Raw genomic sequence first — 24400 nt, forward strand, 5'->3', positions numbered from 1 at the left:
GGCGCCGCCCACCCGCCCACCACGCCCACCCCGCACCCCGAACGCCGCCGAACTCTCCATCGACCGCGACACCCCGACCGCAAGGAGCGACGATGACCGGCGCCTACCTCACCGGCCACCTGGCCCCCGTCCCCGACGAGATCACCGCCGTGGACCTGCCCGTGACGGGGCAGTTGCCGCCCGAGCTGGAGGGCCGCTACCTGCGCAACGGCCCCAACCCCCGTCCCGGCGAGGACCCCGGCCACTGGTTCACCGGCCACGGCATGATCCACGGCGTACGGCTGCGCGGCGGCCGCGCCGAGTGGTACCGCAACCGCTGGGTCCGCACGCGCCGGTTCACCGAGAACGCCCCGTACGTCACCGACAAGGGCCTCGACCTGACCTCCGTCCAGGCGAACACCCACGTCATCCAGCACGCCGGCCGGATCCTCGCGCTCGTCGAGGCGGGCCTGCCGTACGAGATGACCGGGGAACTGGACACGGTCGGGCCGTGCGACTTCGGCGGCCGGCTGGGCACGGCGATGACCGCGCACCCCAAGGAGCTCGACGGGGAGCTGCACTTCTTCGGGTACGGCTTCGCGCCGCCGTACCTCACCTACCACCGGCTCGACGAGAAGGGCGAGCTGGTGGAGAGCCGGGAGGTCCGCGTGCCCGGGCCGACGATGATGCACGACTTCGCGGTCACGGCGAACCACGTGGTCTGGCTGGACCTGCCCGTGGTCTTCGACCTGGCCGCGGTGGGCTCGGGCATGCCGTACCGCTGGGACGACGGGTACGGCGCGCGGCTCGGCGTGATGACCCGGGCCGGGGACGTGACCTGGTTCGACGTGGACCCCTGCTACGTGTTCCACGTGGGCAACGCGCGGGAGGACGCCGAGGGGCGGGTCGTGCTGGAGGGCGTCAGGTACGCCCCGGCGTCGTTCCGGGCGTTCTGGGAGAGGGCGGGCGGCCAGGACGCGCGACGGCCCGTGGAGGCGGCGCTGGGCGGCGTCCTGCACCGGTGGACGCTGGACCCGCGCACCGGGCGCGTCGCGGAGGAGCGGATCGACGACCGGGCGGTGGAGTTCCCGAGCTTCAACGAGACCGGGCTCGGCCGGTCCGCCCGCTACCTGTACACCGTGAGCGGCGGCTCCGTCGTCAAGTACGACCTGGAGACCGGCGGCGCGATCGAGCGCGAGGTGGGCGGCCGCGCGGGCGAGGCGGAGTTCGTCGCCGCCGAGGGCGCGCGGGCCGAGGACGACGGCTGGCTGCTCACGATCAACGGCGAGGAGCTGGTCGTGCTGGACGCCGCCGACCTCGCGCGCGTGGCGTCGGTACGGCTGCCGCGCCGCGTGCCCGCCGGGTTCCACGGCTCCTGGATCCCCGACCACGCCTAGAGCCCGCGGCGCGGACGGCGCAAGGCGGGCGGGGCCCCGGACGGAATTCCGCCGGGGTCCCGCCCGCCGCGCGCGTGCCGGGCCCTCAGATGCCGGCCCTCAGATGCCGGAGCCCTCAGATGCCGGGGCCCTCAGCCCCACTCGCGGTAGTACACCCCACCCGGTTTGAAGGGCTTCGTCCCACGGAGCTGGGAGACCGTCACCAGGCGGTAGCCGCGCCGCTTCAGCTCGGGCAGCACCTTCTTCATCGCGTCCACGCTGGACCCGAGCGTGTCGTGGAGCAGGATCACGGCGCCGGGCGCGGCGATGTCCAGGACCCGCCGCGCCACGACGTTCGCGTCCCGGTCGGCCCAGTCGCGGGTGTCGCTGCGCCAGAAGATCTGCGGCATGCCGACCGCCTTGGCGACGCGCTCGTCCGTCGAGCCGTACGGCGGGCGCATGGTGCGCGGGGCGCTGCCGACGGCCTTCCTGACCACGTCCTGGGTGCGCCGGATCTCGCTCCTGATGCGCTCGCTGGACAGCTCGACGAGGTTCGGGTGCCCGTAGGTGTGGTTGCCGATCTCGTGGCCCTCCGCCGTCATGCGGCGCAGCAGCCTCTCCTCGCCCTTGGCGCTCCCGCCCAGGACGTAGAACGTGGACGGGGCGTCGTACCTGCGGAGCATGTCCAGCAGCCGGCCGGTGTGCTCGCCCGGGCCGTCGTCGAAGGTGAGCGCGAGGCACTGCACGCGGGCGCAGTCCACGCGCGGCACGCTCCTGGTCGGCAGCGGCTTCGGGCTGGGCTTCGGCTTCGCGGTGGCGGGCGGGCTCGCCGGCCTCGCCGGGGCGGTGGCCCGCGCGGCCACCTTCCCCTCCCGCGCGCCGCCGTCCCCTCCGCAGCCGCCCGCCGCCAGGGCCGGGAGCAGGCAGACCGCGACGGCCGCCCACATGAGTCTCTGGTTCATGGCACCCCCGGTCACACCCCGTACCCACCCTCCCTTCAGCGGATGGCCGATAAGTCAAGCTATGACTGATTCCTGATTGAACGGAACCTGAGAGTTGACTGAGTCTCAGCCACACGCGGATTGCAAACAATCCGCAGTTCTGGCAGCGTGCAGCCCACAATGGACCATCCAATCATCACCGGGCTGCTGCTCGTCGCCGGGTTGCTACTCGCCGTAGTCGCCCAATGGCGGGGCTGGCGGCCCTCTTTACGCGCCGCGCTCGTGACCGGAATCGCCGTCCGGCTCGCCATGCTCGTGCTGTCCGCGATCAGCGACTGGCAGCCGGTGGACTTCGTCGAGAGCTTCAAGCCCGCGGGTGAGGCCATCCTCGAACGGGTCGATCCCGTCCTCCCGCCCAGGGAGGGCTGGCACTTCCTGCCGACCTCGGCGTACGTCTACGCGTTCGCGATCTGGACCGGGCTGCCCTGGGAGATCGGCGGCCGGCTCTACCCGATGATCGCCGACATCGTGCTGATCGTCCTGGTGGGCAAGCTGGCCGGGGAGAAGCGCGAGGCCCTGGCCCGCTTCCAGTACGCCGTGAACCCGCTCGCGCTCATGGTCTCCACCCTGCACGCGCAGCTCGAACCGGTGTCGCTGGTGTTCCTGGCCGGCGCGTTCGTGGTGGTCCGCAACCGGCGGATCCCGTTCACGCCCCGGCGGGCGGTCTACGCGGGCCTGCTCATGGGCATGGCGCTGTCCTCCAAGAGCTGGCCGGTGATCCTCATCCCGGTGCTGCTGATGTGCGTCCCGGACTGGAAGAACCGCATCCGCACGTTCGTCGTGACCGGGCTGGTGCCGTTCTTCTTCCTGATCACCATGCCGATCGGCACCAACACGCCGATCGAGCGCATGCCCGAGGTCATCAGCATCATCCGCGGCGTGCGTCCCATCGTCGGCGAGTGGGGCTGGACCGCGATCACCGCGGGCGGCCAGTGGGAGCTGGACGCCACGGCGGCGCGCATCGGCCAGGTCGTGCTCTACAGCACGCTGCTCCTGGTCATGTGGCTCTGGCGCAAGGCCGACCGCCTCGACATGGTGACCGCGATGCTGCTGGCGTTCATGGTGGTCACGCCCCGCCTCGGCGCGCAGTACCTCCTGTGGTTCATGCCGTTCCTGATCGCCAGGCCCACCCGCTGGATGTGGCCGGCGATCACCGCGGTGTCCCTGTGGGCCGGCGCCGGCTACATCTACCTGACCCAGTTCGAGACCGACGACGCCTGGTGGGCGGCCCACATCCCGTGGGCGTACAGCTCGCTGGCGGTCATCCCGTTCCTGGTCCTGGCCATGCCGTGGGCGCGGCGCGTCCCCGGCCCCGAGCGCCCCCCGGCCGCCGAGGCCGAGGCCGCCCTGATCCCGCGCTGACGGCCCGCCGTACGGCCCCGGGCGCGCGAGTACGGCCCGGCCCCGCCGTACGGCCCGGGCGAGCCCGTACGGCCTGAGCGCGCCGTACGGTCTGAGCGCGCCGTACGACCTGAGCGGACGGCGAACGGCCCGCCCCCTCCACCGAGGGGGCGGGCCGTTCCGTGCGCGGGGCGTCAGGCGTGGGCGCGGGTGACGGCGGGGCTCTCGACGATGACCTCGGACAGGGGCTTGCGGCGCAGGTCGGGCACCTCGGCGTCGGGGGCGGCGTAGCCGATCGGGAAGAGGATGTAGGGCCGCTCGTTCGCCGGGCGCTCGCAGATCTCGCTGAGGAACGCCATCGGGTTGGGCGTGTGGGTGAGCGTGCTCAGGCCCATCGTGTGGAGCGCGGTGATGAACATGCCGCAGGCGATGCCCACGCTCTCGTTGACGTAGTAGTGCTTGCGGCGTTCGCCGCCGGGCAGCAGGGAGTACTTCTCGGCGAAGCAGACCACGATCCAGGGCACCACTTCGAGGTACCCCTTGTCGGAGTCGGTCTCCAGCGGCGCCAGCGCCTCGCGCCACTCGGGGGTCAGCCGGCCGCCCTCGTAGTTCTGCCGCTCCTCCACCTCGGCGGCCTCGCGGATGCGCCGCTTGGTCTCCGCGTCGCCGATCACCACGAACTTCCACGGCTGCTGATGGGCCCCGGACGGCGCGGTGTTGGCCGCCTCGATCGCCAGGTCCACGCACTCGCGGGGCACCGGCTCGTCGCTGAAGAACCGCACGCTGCGCCGCCGGTCGAGCAGGTCCGCGAAGGCCCGTCCCCGCGCCACCATCTCCGCCTCGTCGTAGCGCACCGGCCGGTAGGGCACGAACGGGTGGGTGTGCTGGCGGTCCATGGCGGCCTCCTCGGGGCGGTCATACGGGTGCGCGTAGTCTCGGCGCCCCCCGGCGCCCCTGACAAGTGACCACCGCCGCCACCGGGCAGATCCCCGGCCGCAGGGCTCCCCGGTTGGGCAGTTTGCGCAGCCGTACGGCCCGGCTAGGGGCGCACGGGGATCGGGGTGGGCGGGAACACCCCTTCCAGGCCCGTCAGGCGCAGGATCTTGCGCAGGTTGTCGCTCACGCCGCTCAGCCGCAGCGAGCCGCCGATGCGCAGCAGCCGGTTGCGGGTCGCGACCAGCACGCGCAGCCCGCTCGCGTCGCAGAAGCGGACGCCGGAGAAGTCGACGACCAGACGGCGGCGCCCCCCGTCGATCTCGCGGTGCAGCCTCATCCGCAGCACGCCGGCGGTGGAGATGTCCACCTCGCCGCAGACGCGCAGCTCCGCGGAGTCGGCGGTGCGCCGCACCACCGAGACGTCGATGAGCTCGACGTCTCTGCTGAGTGTCCCCCTCGATACAGCCACCCCCTCAGCCTAGGAAGCCCGTGACCGTCCCGTAACCCCACTGAGGGTCTGAGTTCGTCTCCTACTTGGGAACGAAACCCCAGGGGACCGTCACCCCTGGGAGCCACGTGGCAGGAGCGCGGTCACGTCCTGATAGGAGGGGATTTCCCCGTCCCCGGCGGGCTCCCCGGCCCTGATCGCGGCCGCCGCCGCCACCGCCGCCCCGACCGCGACACGGTAAAGGTAGGACCCGGTGCTGACCCGGGCCACGCCCAGCTCCGCCAGCCGCGCGAGGCCGATTCCGTTGCCGTAGAGGACGTTCAGCGGCCTGTCCAGCCGCTTTACCAATTCCGCGATCGCCGCCTCGTCCGCGACCCCGGGGACGAAGAGCCCATCGGCGCCCGCGTCGGCGTATTCGGCGCATCGCCGTACGGTCTCCTCCAGGTCCGGGCGGCCCAGCCAGTACGTGTCGGCGCGGGCGTTGACGAACACCCCGGGCACGCGGGCCTTGACCGCCGCCACGATCTCGCGCAGCGCCTCGGGCCCGATCGCGCCGTCCTCCAGGTTGACCCCGGCCACGCCGAGGTCCGCCAGCCCGGACACGTAGTCGGCCACCCCTTCCGGAGACCTGCCGAACCCGCCCTCGACGTCCACCGTGACCGGGAGGGGCAGCCGGGACAGCGCCCGCGCCAGGTCGCGTGTCTCGTCCTCCGTCGCGCCCTCGGCGTCCGGCTTCCCGGCGGCCGCGGCCACCCCGAGGCTCGTCGTGCCCACGGCGGGGAAACCCCGTTCGGCGAACAGCGCCCCGGAGCCGAAGTCCCACGCGTTGGGCAGCAGGAACGGCTCCCCGGGCCGGTGCAGCGCCGTGAACTCCTCGAACCTGGTCATCGCAGTGCCTCCAGCACGCCTTCGGCGATCGCGATCGCCTGCTCCCGCCCGGGGCAGGGCCGCCGCCCCGTCCCGAACGCCGTCTCCCCCGACGCCACGAGGTCGAGCACGATCTCCGTCCCCGCCTCGACGGACCGCCCGTCCAGCTCGGCGGTCTCCGCCGCCACCCGCCGCATCGCCTTCAGCGGCGGGTCCCGCTCCAGCGCCTCGCCGACGCCGCCCTCCTTGAGCGCGTTGAGGATCAGCGCCGCCGTGGAGTCGTACGCCTGCACCAGCACCGCGATCCGGGCCGCGACCGCCTCCCCGGGCTCCACGCCGTCCCCGTCCCGCTCCGCCGCTCCCGCGTCCCCTCCCGCGTCCCCGGCGTCCTCCCGGGTGCAGGCCGCGACCAGACGTGCCACGGCCGCGTCCGCCCGCCGTACGACGTCGTCGGCCGCCCCGGGGAAGTAGGCGGCGGCCACGTCGGCCACGTCGCGCACGCCGGCCCGCAGGTCCAGGGCCTCGGCCAGGACCGTCACCGGCACCGTCCGGGCCACGTCCTCAGGCTGGTGGCAGACCATCGCCGCGGCCCGCTCCCTGGCCGTACGGCGCAGCGCCGCGGGGTCCAGGCGGTCCAGCTCGGCCACCGCCAGGGCGCGCCGCCGGGCGTGCGCCTCGCCCTCCGACCACCGGGAGACCGACGCCCGCAGCCAGGCCATCGTGCCCGGCCGGCCGCCGGGCGGGGCCACCGGCACCGCGAAGCGGGCGTCGGCGAGCACGGCCCGGACCTCCCCCGCGTTCTTCAGGGTCACCATGCGCACGACGCTATGCCCGAAACGTTTCGCCCCCCACCGAAACGTCCCCGCCCTCCCACCCCCACCCCTCGCCGTGATCACGCGGTTTTGCGCACACCCTGTGCTTGAAACCGCATGATCACGGCGAGGAAGGGGGGCCGGGGGCGGGGACTCGTGGAAGGAGGCGCCGGGGAGGGAGAGGCGCATGATCGGCGCGAGGGAGATGGGCGATGTCTCCGGCTCGCGCCGATCATGCGGTTGGTGCCCGCCGCCCGCGCGTGTGAGGTCGCGCGGGGGCGGGGGTCAGCGGTTCTTCTTGTGGCGGCCCGACCCGCCGCGACCGGCGGCGTGCCTGGGGCCTGGGCGGCCGGAGGCGTGCGAGCCGGTCTCCCGGGAGCCGGGCTCGCGGGAGCCGGTCGCCGGCTGCGGGGTCACCGCGGGGGCGACGGCGGCCGGGGAGCCGCCCACGGTGGCGGGGGCCGGGGCCCCCGCGGCGGCGGCGGAGCGCAGCGGGATCTCCTTCATGAGCAGGGCCGCCACGGCCGCCAGGACGGCCACCGGCGCGCCGAACTCGAAGACCCGGTCCATCGCGTCGCTGAAGGACTCCAGCACGATGTTCATGATCGGGCCGGGCAGGTTGTGGATCTCCTCGGGGCTGCCCAGCGTCGCGCCGCCGCCGGCCGGGACCTTGATGTGCGCGGCGGCGAACCGCTCGGCCAGCTCCGTGCCGAGGCGGTTGGCCAGGATCGAGCCGAACGCGGCGACGCCGACCGCGCCGCCCATCGAGCGGAAGAACGAGACGCCGGCCGTGGTCGTCGCCATGTCGGCGCGCGGGACGGCGTTCTGCGCGGCCAGGATCAGGATCTGCATCGACGAGCCCAGGCCGATGCCCAGCACCGCCATGTCCACGCCCACGACGACCAGCGAGGTGTCCACGTGCAGGCGGGACAGCAGGAGCAGGCCCGCCGCGACCAGCAGCATCCCGATGACCGGGAAGATCTTCCAGCGGCCGGTGCGGGTGACGATGCGGCCGGTCGTGATCGAGGCGGCGAGCAGGCCGAGCACCATCGGCAGGGTCATGAGGCCCGAGTTGGTCGGGGACATGCCCTTGACGATCTGGAGGTACTGCGGCAGGAACATCATCGCGCCGAACATGGCCGCGCCGACCAGCAGCGAGGCGATCGAGGAGAGCACGAACGCGCGGTTGCGGAACAGCCGGGGCGGCAGGATCGGGTCGGCGGCGCGGCGCTCGGCCACGACGGCCAGGCCGAAGAGCACCAGGCTCGCGGCGCTCAGGCCGTACGTCCAGGCGGAGTTCCAGTCGAACTCCTTGCCGCCGAGGGACAGCACGAGCATGAGCGCGGTGGTGCCGCCGGTGAGGAACGTCGCGCCCCACCAGTCGACCTTGCTGTCGCGCTTGACGAAGGGCAGCTTGAGCACCTTCTGGATCACCGCGAAGGCGATGACGGCGAGCGGCACGCTGATCCAGAAGCACCAGCGCCAGCCGAGCCAGTCGGCGTCCACGATGAACCCGCCGAGCAGCGGGCCCGCGACGGTGGAGACGCCGAAGACGGCGCCCATGTAGCCGGAGTAGCGGCCGCGTTCACGCGGCTCGACCACGTCGCCCAGGATGACCTGCGGCAGCGCGGCCAGGCCGCCGGCGGCGATGCCCTGTACGGCTCGCGCGGCGATGAGCTGGCCCATGTTCTGGGAGAACCCGGCGGCCAGCGACGAGGCGATGAAGAACAGGATCGCGATCTGGAACATCAGCTTCCGGCCGAACAGGTCGGACAGCTTGCCCCAGATCGGGGTCGAGGCCGTCATCGTCAGCAGGGTCGCGCTCGCCACCCAGGAGAGCTGGTCCTGCCCGCCGAGGGTCCCGACGATCGTCGGGAGCGCGGTGCCGACCACCGAGGTCGCGACCATCGAGGTCAGCATGCCGAGCATCAGCCCGACGAGGATCTCCAGGACCTGCTTGTGCGTGAACCGCGGCGCCGTCGCGCCCGCCGACCCGGGCTGGGCATCCGTCGTCGGCTGTGCCGTCATGTGACCTCCCTGAAGCATGTACGGTGCACATAACGCGCCACAATCCCGTTTTACTCCGCCCGATCCCGGCGGATTGTGTAACAACCCGGATAAGCCCGCCCGCCGGCGAGTACCCGCGGCCCTACGCCACGGGCTCGTCCACGGACCGCGGCCGCTCCAGCGGCAGGGAGAGCACGAAGCGCGCCCCGTCGTCGCAGTCCTCGGCGGTCAGCGTCCCGCCGTGCCGTACGGCGACCTCGCGGGCGATGGGCAGGCCCAGGCCGCTGCCTCCGGCGTCGCGCTCGCGGGCCGGCACCAGCCGGGCGAAGCGGGTGAAGATGAGCTCCCGGTCGCGGAACGGCACGCCGTCGCCGTCGTCGCGCACCTCCAGCACGGCGCGTTCGCCCTCCCGCCGCAGCGTGACCGTGACCAGCGCGGACGCGTGCCGTACGGCGTTGTCCAGGACGTCGCGCAGGGCCCGGGCGAGGCGGCCGCGGTCGCCCTCGACCACCACGCCGGGCGTGAGGTCGGTCTCGACGCGGATCCCCCGCGGCAGCCGCCGCACCTCGTCCTCCACCAGGGCGGCCAGGTCCACCGGCTCGCGTTCGCCGGGGGCGCCGAGGCTGGAGAGCACGAGCATGTCCCCCACCACCGAGTCCAGGTGGTTCACGCAGTCGAGCATCTCGCGGCCGGCCCGTTCCCAGCCCGCGTCGTGCGCCATCGCCGCCCGGATGTGCCCGCGCAGCGCGGTGAGGGAGCCCTGGAGGTCGTGGGCGGCGTCGCCGGTGAAGCGGCGTTGTTCCTCCAGCCCCGTCTGGAGTCGGTCGAGGGTGGCGTTGACGGTCTCGGCGAGCCCGGCCAGTTCCTCGTCGTGCACCGGCACCGGCACGCGCCGCCCCGGGTCGGCGGGGCTCACCTCGGCCAGCTCCCGCCGGATGGCCTCCAGCCAGCGCAGCGGGCGGCCCACCAGGCGGGAGGTCAGCAGGCCCGCGAGCGCGGTGAGCGCCGTCACCCCGGCGACGGCGGCGGCGAGCCAGCCCGGCCCGGCGTACGCGGGCGGGGCGGGGCCGAGCGTGTAGATCGTGGCCCAGCCCGAGGGCGCGTGCACGCGCAGCGCGACCACGACGTGGCACACGCCGCGCCGCCCGGTCAGGTCGCAGCGCTCGGCGTCGAACCGGTTGTCCTGGTCGGAGGGCCGCTCGCGGGTGAGCGCCGGCGACCCCGCGAGGGCGGAACTGGCCGCGACCACCGCGCCCCGGTCGTTCACGATCTGGACGAGGCCGCCCTCGTCCCGCAGGCTCTCGGCGCTGAAGCGCCCTTCACGCAGGTAGAAGGCCAGCCGCCGGGCGGCGGCGGCCTGCCGTTCGATCTCCTCGCGCACCTCGTGGTCGCGGCGGGCCAGGGTGAGGCCCACGGCGACCGCCGCGCTGACGGCCAGTGTGACGGCCATCGCGGCCAGCGTGGCGCGGGTGCGGATGGACGAGCCGTTCCGCCCTGTCACCTCAACGTCACCTCAACTGTCGCCCCGGCGGACGGGACGGCACGGCCCCGGGCTCCCCCTCCCGGCGCCGTGCCGTCCCGGTTCGCGCGCCACGTCCCTGCGACCGGAGCCGCGCCGGGCGTGGCCGGCGCGGCTCTCCGGGGACCGGTCCGCGGCCGGTCACCGTGCGGTCAGGACTCGGTCGGCGAGGGCGACGGGCTCGGCGTCGCGGTGCCCGTCGCGCCGCCCTGCTGGGCGTTGATGTTGAGCTCGCGCTTCTGGTCCTGCTCGTCCACGAGTTCGGTCTCCCAGACGACCTTCTTGTTCTCGCGGTCGAGGTTGAGCTCGGTGATCCGGGCGCCGGGCACCTGGGTGAGGGCCTTGCGCGCCGCGCCGACGTAGTCGAGCTTCGCGCCCTCGACGAGCTCCCGGTTCCGCTTCTTGTCGGAGTCCTCGGTCTCCGGGCCCGACGTCACGCGGCCGGTCTCCGCGTCGACGTCCATCTCGTGGGCGGTGCCGTCGCCGGTGACGACCGTCACCTCCCAGAGCTTGCCGTCCTCCTCGGCCTCCATGCAGGTCAGCGTGCCCCCCTGCACGGCGCTGAGGGCCGCCTCGCCGACCTTCTCGATGACGGCGAGGTTGTCGGCCTCGGCCGTGCCCGTCGGAGCGGCGGTCTCACCGCCGGGCGCGGTCACCCCCTCCGTCGGCTGGTGCCGGATCGCGACCTCCTGGGCGGGTTCGGCCCCTCCACAGGCAGCGGCCGCGACCGCCGTGGTGCCGATGGCGAGACCGGCCAGCAGGATGCGTCCCCGTCGTTGCAACATGATCCCCCCTGGTGTCTGTACCGGGGCTGTCTACCCAACGACGTTGCGTCTACCCCACGTCAGGACGGAACCTAACGGACCTCTTCCACCACTCCTACCAGGGACTTCTCGGGCTCGGAGCCTCCTTCGGGGGCCTCCCCCGCGCCCTCCGCGGCGTCCTCGCCGGGCTCGCCGTCCGGGCCCGCCGCGGGGCTCTCCTCCGTCTCGCCGGATTCGCCGACCAGGCGCAGGCGGCCGTCGGGGAGCAGTTCGATGCGCGTACGGCTGTGCCCGGCCGCGAGCTCGCCGTCCGCCAGCCGGTGGGCGTACGACAACTCGACCTCGCGCTCGACGCGGGTGCCGACGAAGCGGCCGTGGGTCACCTCGCCACCCCGGTAGGTGCCCCACACCACACCCCCGGCCTCCCGGGTCAGGAATTCGGTGGCGTTCTCGGGTGCGCTCTCGCCGTCCGCCGTATTCACGATCACGAAACGGCGGCCGTCGAGGAGTTCTCTGTCGTTCACGAAAGGACATAATGCCCTCTAACCATCAAAAGCCCCAAACTAGGTAACAATTCACTAAACCGGACATGATTCGGAAGGTCGCGGCGCGCCCGGGGCCACACGCCCCAACTCCCCGCATAATCGGTGCATGAGCGACCACGGGACGCCATAGATGGCCGCGGAATCGGCGCAGACACTGGAGAGGGGCCTGCGCCTGCTGCGGCTGCTCGCCGACGACAAGGGCGCCCGCACCCCGACGGAGCTGGCCGCCGCCCTCGAACTCAGCAGGCCCGTGGTCTACCGGCTGCTCACGACCCTCCAGGCCGAGGGGTTCGTACGGCGTGACGCCGAGGGCCGCGTGCACCTGGGGTTCGGGGTGCTCCAGCTCGCCCGGTCGGTGCAGCCCCTCCTGCGCGCGGCGGCCATGCCCGTGCTGCGGCGCCTCGCCGAGGAGGTGGGGGCGACCGCGCACCTCACCGTGGCCGAGGGCGACGACGGGCTGGCGATCGCCGTGGTCGAGCCGTCGTGGACGGCGATGCACGTCGCCTACCGCGAGGGCGCGCGGCACCCGCTCGAACGCGGGGCGGCGGGCCTGGCGATCCTGTCCCTGCGCGAGGCCGGGCACGGCGGCGGCGACCCCCTGTTCGGGCGGGCGCAGGCGCCGTACCAGGTCAGCCACGGGCAGCTCCAGGAGGGGGCCCACGGGATCGCCGCGCCGGTGCGCGGCCTCCCCTGGCTGGAGGCCAGCGTCGGCGTGGTCACCTTCACCGCCCTGGACGTGGAGACCGTCGCCCCGCGCGTCGTGGAGGCCGCCGGCGAGCTCTGTTCCGCGCTCCGCTGACCCGGCTCCAGGCCCTTCCTCATCGGCCGGCGCGGGGTTCCGAGGGCGGGCCGCGCTTGAGACCGCGCGTTCGGGGTGAGCGGCGGGACCGGGGGCAGGGAGCACGTTGACACCCGGGCGTGGCCGTACCATCGTGGTAGCCGACTTACAGATAGCGGACGATGGCGTCCGATATGCGGACGCGAAGGAGGTAGCGCTGATGCCGCACTACCGAGTCGTGGGCGAGGTGCCGCGCAAGCGCCACGTGCAGTTCCGGCGGCCCGACGGCGGGCTCTACGCCGAGGAGCTGATGGGCGAGGAGGGCTTCTCCTCCGACTCCTCCCTGCTCTACCACCGCCACCTGCCGACGGCGATCGTCAAGTCCGAGGCCGTCGAGGACACCTCCGCCGGGCGGCTGGCCCCCAACCTGCCGCTGTCGCCCCGCCACTTCCGCACCCAGGACCTGCCCACCGGCGGCGACCTGGTGACCGGCCGCCAGCTCCTCGCGGGCAACGGCGACGTCCGGATGTCGTACGCCGCCGCGGACGCGCCGAACGAGCTGTACCGCAACTCGATGGGCGACGAGGTCGTCTACGTCCAGTCCGGCAGCGCGCGCTTCGAGTCGACGTACGGCGCGATGGACGTGGGCGCCGGCGACTACGTCGTGATCCCGACCGGCACGATCCACCGCTTCGTGCCGATCGAGGGGCCGGTCAAGGCGCTGGTCATCGAGGCCTCCGGGCACGTCCGGCCGCCGAAGCGCTACCTGTCCAAGCACGGCCAGTTCCTGGAGCACGCGCCGTACTCCGAGCGCGACCTGCGGGCCCCGTCCGAGCCGCACCTGGTCGAGGACGGCGAGACGCCCGTGCTGGTCCGCACCCGCGGCGGCCTGACCCGGCTGACGTACGCCCACCACCCGTTCGACGTCGTGGGCTGGGACGGCTTCCTCTACCCGTACGCCTTCAACATCAACGACTTCGAGCCGATCGTGAAGCGCACCCACGCGCCGCCGCCGGTCCACCAGACCTTCGAGGGGCCGAACTTCGTGATCTGCTCCTTCTGCCCGCGCCCGCTGGACTTCGACGCCGAGGCGATCCCGATCCCCTACAACCACCACAACGTGGACTCCGACGAGCTCATGTTCTACGTGGGCGGCGACTACTCCGCGCGCAAGGGCTCCGGCATCGACGTCGGCTCGATCTCCCTGCACCCGGCCGGGTTCACCCACGGGCCGCAGCCGGGCGCCGTCGAGGCCGTCATCGAGGCCGTGAAGCAGGGCCACGACCGCACGACGGAGATGGCGGTCATGGTGGACACCTTCCGCCCGCTGGACCTGGGCCCGGCCGCGCTGCGCACCGAGGACCCGGACTACGCGTGGACGTGGGCGCGATGAGCCTGTCGTCCTGGGTCCCGGGCGCGGACGCCTCGCCGTACAACGCCTCCTGCCTGCCGTACGGCGTGGCGGACGGCTCGGTGGTCGTCCGGATCGGGGACCACGTGCTGTTCCTCGACGGGGTGTTCGGCGGCGGGGTCTTCGCCTCGGCGAGCCTCAACGCGTTCATGGCGTCCGGGCCGCACGAGTGGCGGGACGCCCGGGAGCGGATCCAGCGGCTGCTGACCGACGAGCGGTTCCGGGGCGCGGCCGAGCCGCACCTCAAGCCGCTGTCCGAGGTGACCCTCGGGATGCCGTTCGAGGTCGCCGACTACGTGGACTTCTACTGCTCCCTGGAGCACGCGTCCAACCTCGGGCGCATGTTCCGGCCGGACGAGGAGCCGCTGAAGCCGAACTGGCGGCACCTGCCCGTCGGGTACCACGGCCGGTCCGGGACCGTCGTGCCGTCGGGCACGCCGGTGCGGCGGCCGTCCGGGCAGCGCGGGGCGGGCGACTTCGGGCCGTCGCGCAAGCTGGACATCGAGGTCGAGCTGGGGTTCGTGGTGGGCGTACCGGCGGAGGGGCCGGTGCGGACGTCCGACTTCGCCTCGCACGTGTTCGGCGTGACGCTGGTCAACGACTGGAGCGCGCGCGACATCCAGGCCTGGGAGTACGTCCCGCTGGGGCCGTTCCTCGGCAAGTCGTTCGCGACCTCGGTCTCGCCGTGGGTCGTGCCGCTGGACGCGCTCTCGGCCGCCCGCGTCCCCGGCCGCGGCCAGGACCCGGCGCCGCTGCCGTACCTGGAGCGGGCCGAGCCGTGGGGGCTGGACCTGGGGTTCGAGGTCGAGCTGAACGGCGAGGTCGTCTCGCGCCCGCCGTACGCCGGGATGTACTGGACCCCGGACCAGATGCTCGCGCACATGACCGTCAACGGGGCCACCATCCGGACCGGGGACCTGTACGCCTCGGGCACGGTCTCCGGCGAGGACGCGGCGCAGCGCGGCTCGTTCATCGAGCTGACCTGGAACGGGGCCGACCCGGTGAAGCTGTCGGACGGCTCGGTGCGCGCGTTCCTGGAGGACGGCGACACCGTGACGATCACCGCCACGGGCCCCGGGGCCGACGGCGTCCCGATCGCCCTGGGCGAGGTCAGCGGCACGATCACGCCCGCCTGACCCGCGCGGGCCGCCCGGCCTACGCGGGCCGCCCGGCCCGCTTCTCGCGCCGATCCCGGGGTCTCGTCCACACGATGTGGAGGAGACCCGGGGGTCGGCGCGCGGCGTTTTCCGGGCGGTTCCGAGGGACGGCTCCGGGGGTTTTCAGGGGGCGGTTCCCCCGGGGTTGCGGGGCGGTTCCCGGGCGTTCCGGGCGTTCCGGGGGTTCCGGGGGTTTCGTCAGGAGGTCCCGCCGTCGGCCGGGATGTAGGTGGAGAGCCCCCGGATGAACAGGTCCAGGCCGAACTCGAAGCGGGTCTCGTCGTCGCCCTGTCCCAGGGGGCCCACCAGGGCGGTCGTGTGGGGGAACCGGTCGGGCGGCAGGCTGCGGAAGTACTGGATGACCCCCGCGTAGTAGGCCGCGATCTCCTCCGGTGACCCGCGGCCCCTGCGGGCCTCGTAGGAGACCTCGAAGGCGTCCGCCGTGATGTAGAGCGACAGCCGGTCCGCGGCCCACGCCACCTGCTGGTCGGGGATGCCGGCCTCGCGCAGGACGCCCAGCATCGCCTCGCTGAGCCGCAGGCCGTTCGGGCCGAGGGGCACGACCGCCAGCCCCACCTGGGCGATGTCTCCGTGGGAGATCAGCACGCGGCGGACCTCCCAGGCGATGGCCTTGAGCTTGGCCGTCCAGTCGCCCTCCCCCTCCTCGGGCACCCTGACCTCTCCGAGGACGTGGTCGAACATCATCTCCAGGAGCTCGTCCTTGTTCGCGAAGTGCGCGTAGAGCGAGGCGGGACCGGTGTGCAGCTCCTGGGCGACGCGGCGCATGCTGACGCCCTCAAGCCCCTCCTCGGCGAGGATGCGCAGCGCGGCGCGCAGGATGACGTCCTGACTGAGCGGCTTCCTGGCCTGGCCGGACTTCGGCGTGGTGCGCCACGGCGGCACCGGGACGTCGGACATGTTCGCCTCACCTTCCTCCAGCTCACGGCGCTGCCCCCGTCGAGCTTCACGAACACTGTACTTCCGACGAACAGCGTACGTTCAACGAACCTCGTTCGATACAACGAACGACGTTCTTGACACGAACGTCGTTCTTCCGTAGAACAGTGTTCGCAGCAACGAACACCATTCGTTCGGCAAACACCGTTCGCCCACCCGAAGGGGGAGATCATGGCAACGACGCTCCAGGCGTCACGCCCGGCCGGAGAGGCGCAGCCGTACCGCTGGCGCTGGATGGCCCTCGCGGTCGTGCTGATCGCCGAGATCATGGACCTGCTCGACGCGACCGTCACCAACATCGCCGCGCCCGCGATCCGCGCGGAGCTGGGCGGCGGGAACTCGCTGATGCAGTGGATCGGCGCCGGATACGTCCTCGCGTTCGCGGTCGGGCTCGTCACCGGCGGGCGGCTCGGCGACATCTACGGCCGCCGCCGCATGTTCCTGATCGGGACGGCCGGGTTCACCCTCTTCTCGGTGCTGTGCGGGCTCGCCCCGTCGCCTGAGCTCCTGATCGTCTTCCGGGCGCTCCAGGGCGCGGCCGGCGCCGTGCTGATCCCGCAGGGCCTCGGGATCATCCGGGACAGCTTCCCGCCCAAGGAGCTCGCCGCCGCGATGGGCGCGTTCGGGCCGGTCATGGGCCTGGCTGCCGTCGGCGGGCCGGTGCTCGGCGGCTACCTGGTGGACGCCGACCTCTTCGGCACCGGCTGGCGCATGATCTTCCTGATCAACCTGCCCGTCGGCCTGCTCGCGTTCGCCGGGGGGCTGCGGTTCGTCCGCGAGGCCCGGGCCGCCCGCCGTCCCCGCCTCGACCTGATGGGCGTCGCGCTCCTGTCCGCCACGCTCCTGCTCGTCATCTACCCGCTGGTCCAGGGCCATGAGCTGGGCTGGCCGGCCTGGATCTTCGCGCTGCTCGCGGCGTCCGTGCCGATGCTCGCGATCTTCGTACGGCACGAGCTGCGGCGGCAGCGCGCCGGGCTCGACCCGCTGGTGGAGATGTCGCTCTTCCGCAAGCGGCCGTTCACCGGCGGCCTCGTCGTCGGGCTGTCGTTCTTCTCCATCATGACCGGGTTCATGTTCATCGCCGGGCTGTTCTTCCAGCTCGGGCTGGGCTTCTCCCCGCTCGCCACGAGCGTGGCCCTCATCCCGGTGGCCCTCGGCATCGCGATCGGCGCGACCGTCGGCGGCGCCCTCACCGAGCGGGTCGGCCGGCGGCTGATGCACCTGGGCGCGCTGGCCGGGGTCGCCGGGCTCGCGGCGCAGTACCTCACGCTGCGCCAGACCGGCGCGGACGTGAGCGCCTGGCAGCTCGCGCCCTCCATGCTCGTGGTCGGCGTGGGGCTGGGCATGCTGATGACGCCGTTCTTCGGGATCGTGCTCGCCGGGGTCTCCGACGAGGAGGTGGGCTCGGCCTCGGGGCTGCTGCCCGCGGTCCAGCAGCTCGGGACCGCGCTCGGCCTCGCCGTGCTGGGCACGGTGTTCTTCGAGCTGGTCGGCGACGGCCCGGCGGCCTGGAGCCCGGCGGGCTTCGCCTCCGCCACCGGGACCGTGCTGCTCGTGCAGGCCGGCGGGCTGGCCCTCACCTTCGCGCTGACCTACCTGCTGCCCAGGCGGGCCCGCGCGGACGTGGAACACGGCTGAGGCCGCCGCGCACTCCTCCGCATCGCTTTCGCCAAGTGTCCGATCATCCCGGCCGGTTTCCGGCAGGGTTGATCGGACACACCGCTATGCGGGAGGTGGGAGATGACGGACGAGCGCCGCTGGCCGCTGCCCCGGGCCTTGATGCTGCTGCTGGGGCTGGCCTCGGCCTTCATCGTGCTCGCCGGGCTGCGCGAGGTCTCCTCGATCGCGGGCCCGGTCTTCCTGGCCCTGGTCATGACGGTGACGGTGAGCCCGCTGCGCTCCTGGCTCGCCCGCCGGGGCGCGCCGGTCGTGGTGACCGTGGGCGTGCCCATGCTCGTCGTGTTCCTGGTGCTGCTGGCGCTGATCGGCGCCGTCGCGCTGGCCGGGGTCCAGCTCGCCGGGGTGCTGCCGAACTACACCGACGAGTTCTCCCAGCTCATGAACGACGCCACCCGCTGGGCGGACTCGCTGGGCGTCCGCCGGGACCAGATCCAGAAGGCGCTGAACACCCTCGACCCCAGCCGGCTGTTCGGCCTGCTCCAGGGGTTCCTGTCCGGGCTGACCAGCACGCTGTCCATGTTCCTGCTGATCGTGATCGTGGTGTTCACGATGGGCCTGGACGCCCTCAGCACCTCCCGGGTCATGGACCACATCGCCCGCAGCCGGCCCGACCTGGTCACCGCGCTGAGCTCGTTCGCCCGCTGCACCCGCCGCTACCTGTGGGTCTCCACGGTCTTCGGCGCGATCAACACGGTCCTGGACGTGACGGCCCTCTACATCCTGGGCGTGCCGCTCCCCCTCCTGTGGGGCATCCTCGCCTTCATCGCCAACTACATCCCCAACATCGGCTTCTTCCTGGCCCTCATCCCGCCCGCCCTCATCGGCCTCCTCGACGGCGGCGTGTCCACGATGCTCGGCGTGATCATCGCCTACATGCTGATCAACTTCGTGGTGCAGTCGCTGATCATGCCCAAGTTCCTCGGCGACGCGGTGGGCCTGTCCACCACCCTCACCATGCTCAGCCTCCTCGTGTGGGCCTACGTCCTGGGCCCCCTCGGCGCCCTCCTGGCCATCCCCCTGAGCACCCTCGTCCGCGCCCTGCTCGTGGACGCCGACCCGAACGCCAAATGGCTGGCGCCCCTCATCTCCGCCGACGCCCCCGACGACGATCCCAAAACCGGAAAGACCGGAAAGGCCGGAAAGACCGCCGAGCGGGACGCCTCCAGGAATTCCCAGAACCCCCCGGGGAACCCCCAGAGCCCCGATCGTCCCTGACGTCTTCCCCGTCCCCGCCGTCGCGCGTTCACGCGCTCTCCGGCCCGCCCCGGGCTCGAAACCGCCTGATCATCGTGACGGCGGCGGGACGGGGCCGGGTGTTCGGGGATGGGGACGGGATTGTCATCGGGGTTATAAGTGGCACGATCCGAATGCGCCGGGGTTTCGCAGCGGGAGGCGGATATCTGCCGTAGTTTCGGCCAGATCCGTGTGCCGCCGCGAGGGGAGTGCGCATGTCCTTGCTGTCTCTGGGTGCCGAACCGCTTGTCGGGCGCGTCGCGCGGTGGGCGCAGGAGAGGCCGGGGGACCCCGCGTACACGTTCGTCGACTACTCGGAACGCCGCGAGGGGACACGGCGCACGCTCTCCTGGGCCGAGACGCACCGGAAGGCGTCGGCGCTGGCCGTACGGCTGCGCGAGGTGACCTCCGAGGGCGAGCGGGCGGCGATCCTGGCGCCGCAGGGGCTGGACTACGTGGTCGCCGTGCTCGGATGCCTGTACGCCAAGGTGATCGCGGTCCCGCTGTTCGCGCCGGACCTGCCCGGGCACGGGGAGCGGCTGATCCGCGCGGTGGACGACTCGGCGCCCGAGGTGGTGCTGACCACGGCGGAGGCGCGGCCCGGCGTGGAGCGGTTCCTGGAGGAGCACCCGGTCAAGGAGGTGCTGACGCTCGACGCGATCGACGACGCGCTCGCGGAGCGGTGGACGCCCCCCGCGATCGCCCTCGACGACGTGGCCTACCTGCAGTACACCTCGGGCTCGACCCGCGCCCCGGCCGGCGTGGAGATCACGCACCGCAACTACGGGTCGAACGCGCTCCAGCTCTTCGACGCCTTCGACGCCGACCCCGCGACCTCGACGGCGGTGCTGTGGCTGCCGCTGTTCCACGACATGGGCCTGATCGCCACGGTGGCCGCGCCGCTGGTGGCGGGGAACAACGCGGTGTTCATGGACCCGGTGGCGTTCATCATGCACCCGCTGCGCTGGCTCCAGGTGCTCAGCGAGTACGGCGACGCGTTCACCGGCGGCCCCAACTTCGCCTACGAGTACTGCGCGGGCCGGATCACCGAGGAGCAGAAGGCGTCGCTGGACCTTCGCGGCGTGCGGGTCTTCCTGAACGGGGCCGAGCCGGTCCGGCCGAGCACCCTCGCGCGGTTCCAGGAGGCGTTCGCGGGCTGCGGGCTGCGGCCGGAGAGCCAGACCCCGGCGTACGGCCTGGCCGAGGCCACCGTGTTCGTGTCGAACGGCCGCTGGGACGCGCCGGCGAAGATCACCGTGTTCGACCGCGACGAGCTGACCCGGGGCCGCGCCGTACCGGTGGGCGAACCGGCCGGGGACGGCGGCGACGAGCGCGTGAGCCGTCTCGCGTCCGCGGGCGCCGCGACCGGGCAGCACGTGCTGATCGTGGACCCCGCGACGCGCCTCGCCCGCCCCGACGGCGAGGTCGGCGAGATCTGGGTGCACGGCCCGAACGTGGCCCGCGCCTACTGGAACAACCCCGAGCGCAGCGAGGAGACCTTCCGCGCCCGCCTCGCCGGGCCCGTGGCCGGCCTGCCCGAGGGGCCGTGGCTGCGCACCGGCGACCTGGGCGTGGTGCACGAGGGCGAGCTGTACGTCACCGGGCGGATCAAGGACGTCATCATCGTGGACGGCCGCAACCACTACCCGCAGGACGTGGAGGTCACGGCGCAGGAGGCGCACGAGGCGATCCGCACCGACCACGTGGCGGCGTTCGCCGTGCCCGGGGAGGAGACCGAGCGGCTGGTCATCGTCGCGGAGCGCTCCCGGCGCGCGCCCGAGGACCTGGACCCGGCCGAGCTGGCCAAGGTCGTGCGGCGGGCCGTGAACGCCCGGCACGACCTGCGGCTGCACGACTTCGTGCTGGTCCCGGCGGGAACCGTGCCGCGCACGTCGAGCGGCAAGATCGCCCGGCAGGCCTGCCGGCACCGGTATCTGGACGGCACGCTGCAGGGATAGCCGGAGCGCCGCTGTCGGGAGGCACGCATGTTCGAGACGCTCGGGCGGCTCGTCTACCGGGCGCGCTGGAGCATGCTCGTCATCGGGCTGATCGTCACGGTCCTGTCCGGGGTGTGGGGCTCCGGGGTGTTCGGGCAGTTGAGCGACGGCGGCTTCGAGGACCCCCGGGCCCCGTCCACCCAGGTCCGGCAGATCGTGGACCGGTGGTTCGGCGGCGGCGGCGCGGACGTGGTCGTGCTCTACCGCCACCCGACGCTCCGCGTGGACGACCGGCGGTACCGCGAGGACGTGCAGAAGTCGCTGCGGGCCCTCCCGAAGGAGCACGTCAGGCGGCATACGACGTACTGGGGCGGCAAGGCCGCGGAACTGGCCTCCAACGACAGGAAGGCGACGTACGCGGCGATCCGGCTCCGCGGGCAGGACGAGACCGCCAGGAAGCGGGCGTACGCCGCGATCCGCGACCGGCTCGACATCCCCGGGTACCAGGTGACGGTGGGCGGCGACGTGCCGCTGCTGGACGACCTCAACGCCCAGACCGCCCGCGACCTCACCCGGGCCGAGCTGATCTCGCTGCCGCTGCTGCTGATCCTGCTGGTCGTCGTGTTCGGCAGCCTCGTGGCGGCCGCGACGCCGCTGGTCGTGGGCGTGGTGTCGATCGCGGGCGCGATGGCGCTGCTGCGCGGCCTCACGATGGTCACCGACGTGTCGGTGTTCGCGATCAACGTGGTCACCATGCTCGGGCTGGGCCTGGCGATCGACTACTCGCTGTTCGTCGTCAGCCGGTTCCGGGAGGAGCTGCGCGCGGGCGCGGACGTCGAGAAGGCCGTGGTCGTCACGATGCGCACGGCCGGCCGTACGGTCGCCTTCTCCGGGCTGACCGTGGCCACCTCGCTGTGCGGGCTGCTGTTCTTCCCGCAGATGTTCCTGCGCTCGATCGGCGTCGGCGGGGCCGCGGTCGTGGTCGTGGCGATGCTGACCGCGCTGCTCGTGCTGCCCGCGCTGCTCGCCGTGCTCGGGCACCGGGTGGACGCCCTGCGCGTACGGCGGGCGCGCCGGCCCGGTTCGCGGCGGCGGGGGCACCGGCACGGGCGGGAGCCGGAGGGCGTGTGGGTACGGCTCGGCCGCAGCGTGATGCGGCAGCCGGTGCTGTACCTCGCGGCCGTGACGGTGGTGCTGCTCGGGCTGGCGGCGCCGTTCCTGCACGTGCGGTTCGGCGGGATCGACGCGCGGGTGCTGCCGGAGCACTTCGAGAGCCGGAAGGTCGCCCAGAGCATCGAGGAGGACTTCACCCGGAACGCGATGGCGCCGATCGACGTCGTGGTGATGCTGGAGCGGGAGTTCACCGGCCCGCCGGGCAAGACCCCCTACCCGGGCGCGCCCACGCCCGAGGTCATGCGCACGTCGCCGGTCGGCACGGAGGACGTCGGGAAGTACCTCTTCCGGCTCCGGCAGCTCAACGGCGTCACGGGAGTGCAGGTCACCGGGGTGTCCGAGGCCCTGGGCGCGGTGCGCCTGGCGGTCCGGTACCACACCGACCCCATGTCCGACGCGACCCGTGAGCTAGTCACCAAGATCCGCGGCCTCTACGACGAGCCGGGCTTCCGCCAGGTGCTCGTGGGCGGGACCACGGCGGCGCAGCTCGACCTGATGGCGAGCCTGACGGACACCCTGCCCAAGACCGGCCTGTTCGTCTTCCTCGTCACCGCCCTGCTGCTGTTCGCCGCGTTCGGGTCGCTGGTGCTGCCGCTCAAGGCGATCGTCATGAACGTGCTCTCCCTGGGCGCGTCCTTCGGCGTGATCGTGTGGGCGTTCCAGGACGGGAACCTCGCGGACGCGCTCGGCTTCACCCCGACGGGCACCATCGAGGCCACGGTGACGGTGCTGATCCTCGCCGTGGTGTTCGGCCTGTCCATGGACTACGAGCTGTTCCTGCTCAGCCGGGTCCGCGCCGAGTGGGACCGCACCCGGGACAACTCCGTCGCGGTCGTCCGGGGTTTGCAGCACACCGGCGGCATCATCACCAGCGCCGCCCTGCTGCTCCTCGTCGTCATCGCCGCCTTCTCCACGGCCGGGATCACCGTCGTCAAGCTGCTCGGCGTCGGCCTCTTCGTCGCGATCGTCGTGGACGCCACCCTGGTCCGCGCGCTGCTCGTCCCCGCGACGATGCGCCTGATGGGCGAGGCCAACTGGTGGCTCCCGGCCCCGCTGCGCCGTCTGCACGACCGCATCGACCTGCGCGAGCACGATCCCTACGAGGTCAGCCACGAGGCCTTCCGGCAGGCCCCCATCACGCCGGTGGCCTGGCCGCATCCGGAGCCGGAGTTCGTCTCCTTCGTCCGCCCGCCGCTCCTGCCCTCCCTCCCCGGGACCGCCTACGCCGCCCTGCCCGCTTCCCCGATCCGGCTCAGGCCCGAGCCCGTCGCGGTCAACGGCGCGTCCGCAGCGCGGCCGGCCGGGGGCGGCTCCGCGCCGGTGCGGCCGGGCGGCGTCGCCACGCCCCCGCACCACGCCCCGCCCGCCCCGTGCGCGCCCGTGCCCCCGTCCGCGCCCGTCCCGGCGGCTCCGGAGGCCCCGGGGGTCCGGCCGCCGAACGGCCACCGCCCCGGCGCCGTGCCGTACGCCGCTGACCCGGCCGAGCCCCCGGAGGCCGGGGACGCCCGCACCGGAGCGGCGTCCCGCCAGGCCCCGGCCGCGTCCGGTACGGCGGAGCCCGCCCGGGCTCCCGAGCCGGAGAAGACGCGCGGCCAGACGGACGCCACCCCGGGGAAAGCGCCCGGCGGTACGGCGGAGCGCGGTGCGCGGGAGGACGCGGCGGCGGCGAGCGCCCCCGGCACGGCCGCAGGCGAGGGCGGGCCGGTCTCCGGCGAGGACGTGCGCGGCGGTACGGCGGAGCCGGGCGCGGGGAGGCCGCGGCCCGGCGCCGGGAAGGCGGGGCCCGGCGCGGGGAAGGCGGGGCCGCCCGCTCCGCCCCGGGTGGAGCCGTTCCCGCCGTTCGGGCCGGAGGAGTTCACCGTGCTCACGCCGCCGCTGCCGGGCGGGAAGGCGGCGGGGGCGCGCGCCGGGGCGGGCGAGGAGCGCTGGGCCCGCAAGGTGCAGCGGGTCGTGGTGCCCAACGAGGACGGGCCCGGCTGGCACTGGGCGGAGATCGTCGAGGAGGTCGAGGTCGGCGTCGAGGTCCCGCCGCCCCCCTCCCCGCCCCGCCACGACGAGCCCGGCGGCGGGCCGTACGACGCGGGCCCGGGCGGCGGGCCGTACGGCGAGGACGCCGGCGGCGACGCGGGCCAGGCGGGCGACGCGGGCGCGGCGGACCCGCCCGGGCGCGGGGACCCGCCCGCGCCCGCGAACGCGCCGGGCCGCGAGCCGGACGGGCCGGCGCGGGCGGCGGAGCACCGGGGAGAACGCGAGGCGGAACCGGGCGGGGAGCGGGAGCCGCTGCCGGACCTGCTGTCCGAGCTGATCTCGGAGTTCTCGCCCGAGGGGCGGGAGGAGGCCGCGCCGCCCGCCAGGCCGGGCACGACGCCGGGGCGGCGGCGCGTCCGGGTCGTCGTGCCCAACGCCGACGGTCCCGGGTGGCACTGGGAAGAGCGCGAGGAAGAGAACGAGGAAGAGCGCGAGGAAGCGGGCGGGTGAC

Annotated in this window: 19 protein-coding genes; 9 read left to right on the forward strand and 10 right to left on the reverse strand. The window is 73.4% G+C overall.

Annotated elements, in window-relative coordinates; all coding sequences use genetic code 11:
* The first annotated feature begins 92 nt into the window (after positions 1–92).
* Positions 93–1376, forward strand: a complete 1284-nt coding sequence (locus tag D5H75_RS21795) for a carotenoid oxygenase family protein (protein WP_119928348.1) — start codon at positions 93–95, stop codon at positions 1374–1376.
* A gap of 131 nt (positions 1377–1507) precedes the next feature.
* Here the strand turns inward: D5H75_RS21795 and D5H75_RS21800 are convergent, their stop codons facing one another.
* Positions 1508–2317 (reverse strand): polysaccharide deacetylase family protein, encoded by an 810-nt coding sequence (locus D5H75_RS21800; RefSeq protein ID WP_119928349.1) that lies wholly within the window; start codon positions 2315–2317, stop codon positions 1508–1510.
* A 159-nt stretch (positions 2318–2476) separates the two neighbouring features.
* Between D5H75_RS21800 and D5H75_RS21805 the strand changes: the two genes are divergently transcribed.
* Complete coding sequence (locus tag D5H75_RS21805; RefSeq protein WP_147425242.1) at positions 2477–3718, forward strand: hypothetical protein; 1242 nt, start codon at positions 2477–2479, stop codon at positions 3716–3718.
* A 173-nt stretch (positions 3719–3891) separates the two neighbouring features.
* Here the strand turns inward: D5H75_RS21805 and D5H75_RS21810 are convergent, their stop codons facing one another.
* From D5H75_RS21810 to D5H75_RS21845, 8 genes are all read right to left on the reverse strand, one after another.
* A complete protein-coding gene (locus D5H75_RS21810) occupies positions 3892–4593 on the reverse strand; it encodes a nitroreductase family protein (protein WP_119928351.1) in 702 nt (233 codons plus the stop codon).
* A 143-nt stretch (positions 4594–4736) separates the two neighbouring features.
* Positions 4737–5102 (reverse strand): STAS domain-containing protein, encoded by a 366-nt coding sequence (locus D5H75_RS21815; RefSeq protein WP_202638376.1) that lies wholly within the window; start codon positions 5100–5102, stop codon positions 4737–4739.
* A 90-nt stretch (positions 5103–5192) separates the two neighbouring features.
* On the reverse strand, positions 5193–5969 hold the full coding sequence (locus D5H75_RS21820; protein ID WP_119928352.1) for an isocitrate lyase/PEP mutase family protein: 777 nt from the start codon (positions 5967–5969) through the stop codon (positions 5193–5195).
* Complete coding sequence (locus tag D5H75_RS21825; RefSeq protein WP_119928353.1) at positions 5966–6763, reverse strand: cytochrome P450 family protein; 798 nt, start codon at positions 6761–6763, stop codon at positions 5966–5968. Before D5H75_RS21825 ends, D5H75_RS21820 begins: the two co-directional genes overlap by 4 nt.
* Positions 6764–7045: 282 nt before the next feature.
* A complete protein-coding gene (locus tag D5H75_RS21830; protein WP_119928354.1) occupies positions 7046–8788 on the reverse strand; it encodes an MDR family MFS transporter in 1743 nt (580 codons plus the stop codon).
* 121 nt (positions 8789–8909) lie between these two features.
* Positions 8910–10268: a sensor histidine kinase gene (locus D5H75_RS21835; RefSeq protein WP_119928355.1), complete on the reverse strand. Its 1359-nt coding sequence runs from the start codon at positions 10266–10268 to the stop codon at positions 8910–8912.
* A 170-nt stretch (positions 10269–10438) separates the two neighbouring features.
* Positions 10439–11071 (reverse strand): PepSY domain-containing protein, encoded by a 633-nt coding sequence (locus D5H75_RS21840; RefSeq protein ID WP_119928356.1) that lies wholly within the window; start codon positions 11069–11071, stop codon positions 10439–10441.
* Positions 11072–11142: 71 nt separating this feature from the next.
* Positions 11143–11574: an avidin-fold protein gene (locus D5H75_RS21845; RefSeq protein ID WP_119928357.1), complete on the reverse strand. Its 432-nt coding sequence runs from the start codon at positions 11572–11574 to the stop codon at positions 11143–11145.
* 151 nt (positions 11575–11725) lie between these two features.
* Here D5H75_RS21845 and D5H75_RS21850 point away from each other — a divergent pair, with 151 nt between their 5' ends.
* The 3 genes from D5H75_RS21850 (at position 11726) to fahA (ending at position 14920) form a co-directional block, all read left to right on the forward strand.
* Entirely contained in the window at positions 11726–12394 is a 669-nt protein-coding gene (locus tag D5H75_RS21850; RefSeq protein WP_119928358.1) for an IclR family transcriptional regulator, read from the forward strand.
* Positions 12395–12593: 199 nt separating this feature from the next.
* Positions 12594–13766: a homogentisate 1,2-dioxygenase gene (locus D5H75_RS21855; protein WP_119928359.1), complete on the forward strand. Its 1173-nt coding sequence runs from the start codon at positions 12594–12596 to the stop codon at positions 13764–13766.
* On the forward strand, positions 13763–14920 hold the full coding sequence (gene fahA, locus D5H75_RS21860) for a fumarylacetoacetase (RefSeq protein WP_119928453.1): 1158 nt from the start codon (positions 13763–13765) through the stop codon (positions 14918–14920). The genes D5H75_RS21855 and fahA overlap by 4 nt, the downstream gene beginning before the upstream one ends.
* 219 nt (positions 14921–15139) lie before the next feature.
* Here fahA and D5H75_RS21870 read toward each other — a convergent pair whose 3' ends face one another.
* Positions 15140–15859 carry a TetR/AcrR family transcriptional regulator gene (locus D5H75_RS21870; protein WP_119928360.1) on the reverse strand — a complete coding sequence of 240 codons (720 nt, stop codon included), beginning with the start codon at positions 15857–15859 and terminating at the stop codon, positions 15140–15142.
* 210 nt (positions 15860–16069) lie between these two features.
* On the opposite strand from D5H75_RS21870, the gene D5H75_RS21875 reads away from it, so the two are divergent.
* The 4 genes from D5H75_RS21875 (at position 16070) to D5H75_RS43330 (ending at position 24399) form a co-directional block, all read left to right on the forward strand.
* Positions 16070–17536 (forward strand): MFS transporter, encoded by a 1467-nt coding sequence (locus tag D5H75_RS21875; protein ID WP_119928361.1) that lies wholly within the window; start codon positions 16070–16072, stop codon positions 17534–17536.
* Positions 17537–17638: 102 nt separating this feature from the next.
* Positions 17639–18793, forward strand: coding sequence for an AI-2E family transporter (locus D5H75_RS21880; RefSeq protein ID WP_119928362.1), 1155 nt, complete (start codon positions 17639–17641; stop codon positions 18791–18793).
* A gap of 233 nt (positions 18794–19026) precedes the next feature.
* Positions 19027–20769, forward strand: a complete 1743-nt coding sequence (locus D5H75_RS21885; RefSeq protein ID WP_119928363.1) for a fatty acyl-AMP ligase — start codon at positions 19027–19029, stop codon at positions 20767–20769.
* 27 nt (positions 20770–20796) lie between these two features.
* On the forward strand, positions 20797–24399 hold the full coding sequence (locus D5H75_RS43330; protein ID WP_242454415.1) for an MMPL family transporter: 3603 nt from the start codon (positions 20797–20799) through the stop codon (positions 24397–24399).
* The last annotated feature ends 1 nt before the right edge of the window (position 24400 follow it).

The sequence above is a fragment of the Bailinhaonella thermotolerans genome (genome assembly GCF_003594875.1).
In the GTDB taxonomy this organism is placed as follows: Bacteria; Actinomycetota; Actinomycetes; order Streptosporangiales; family Streptosporangiaceae; genus Bailinhaonella; species Bailinhaonella thermotolerans.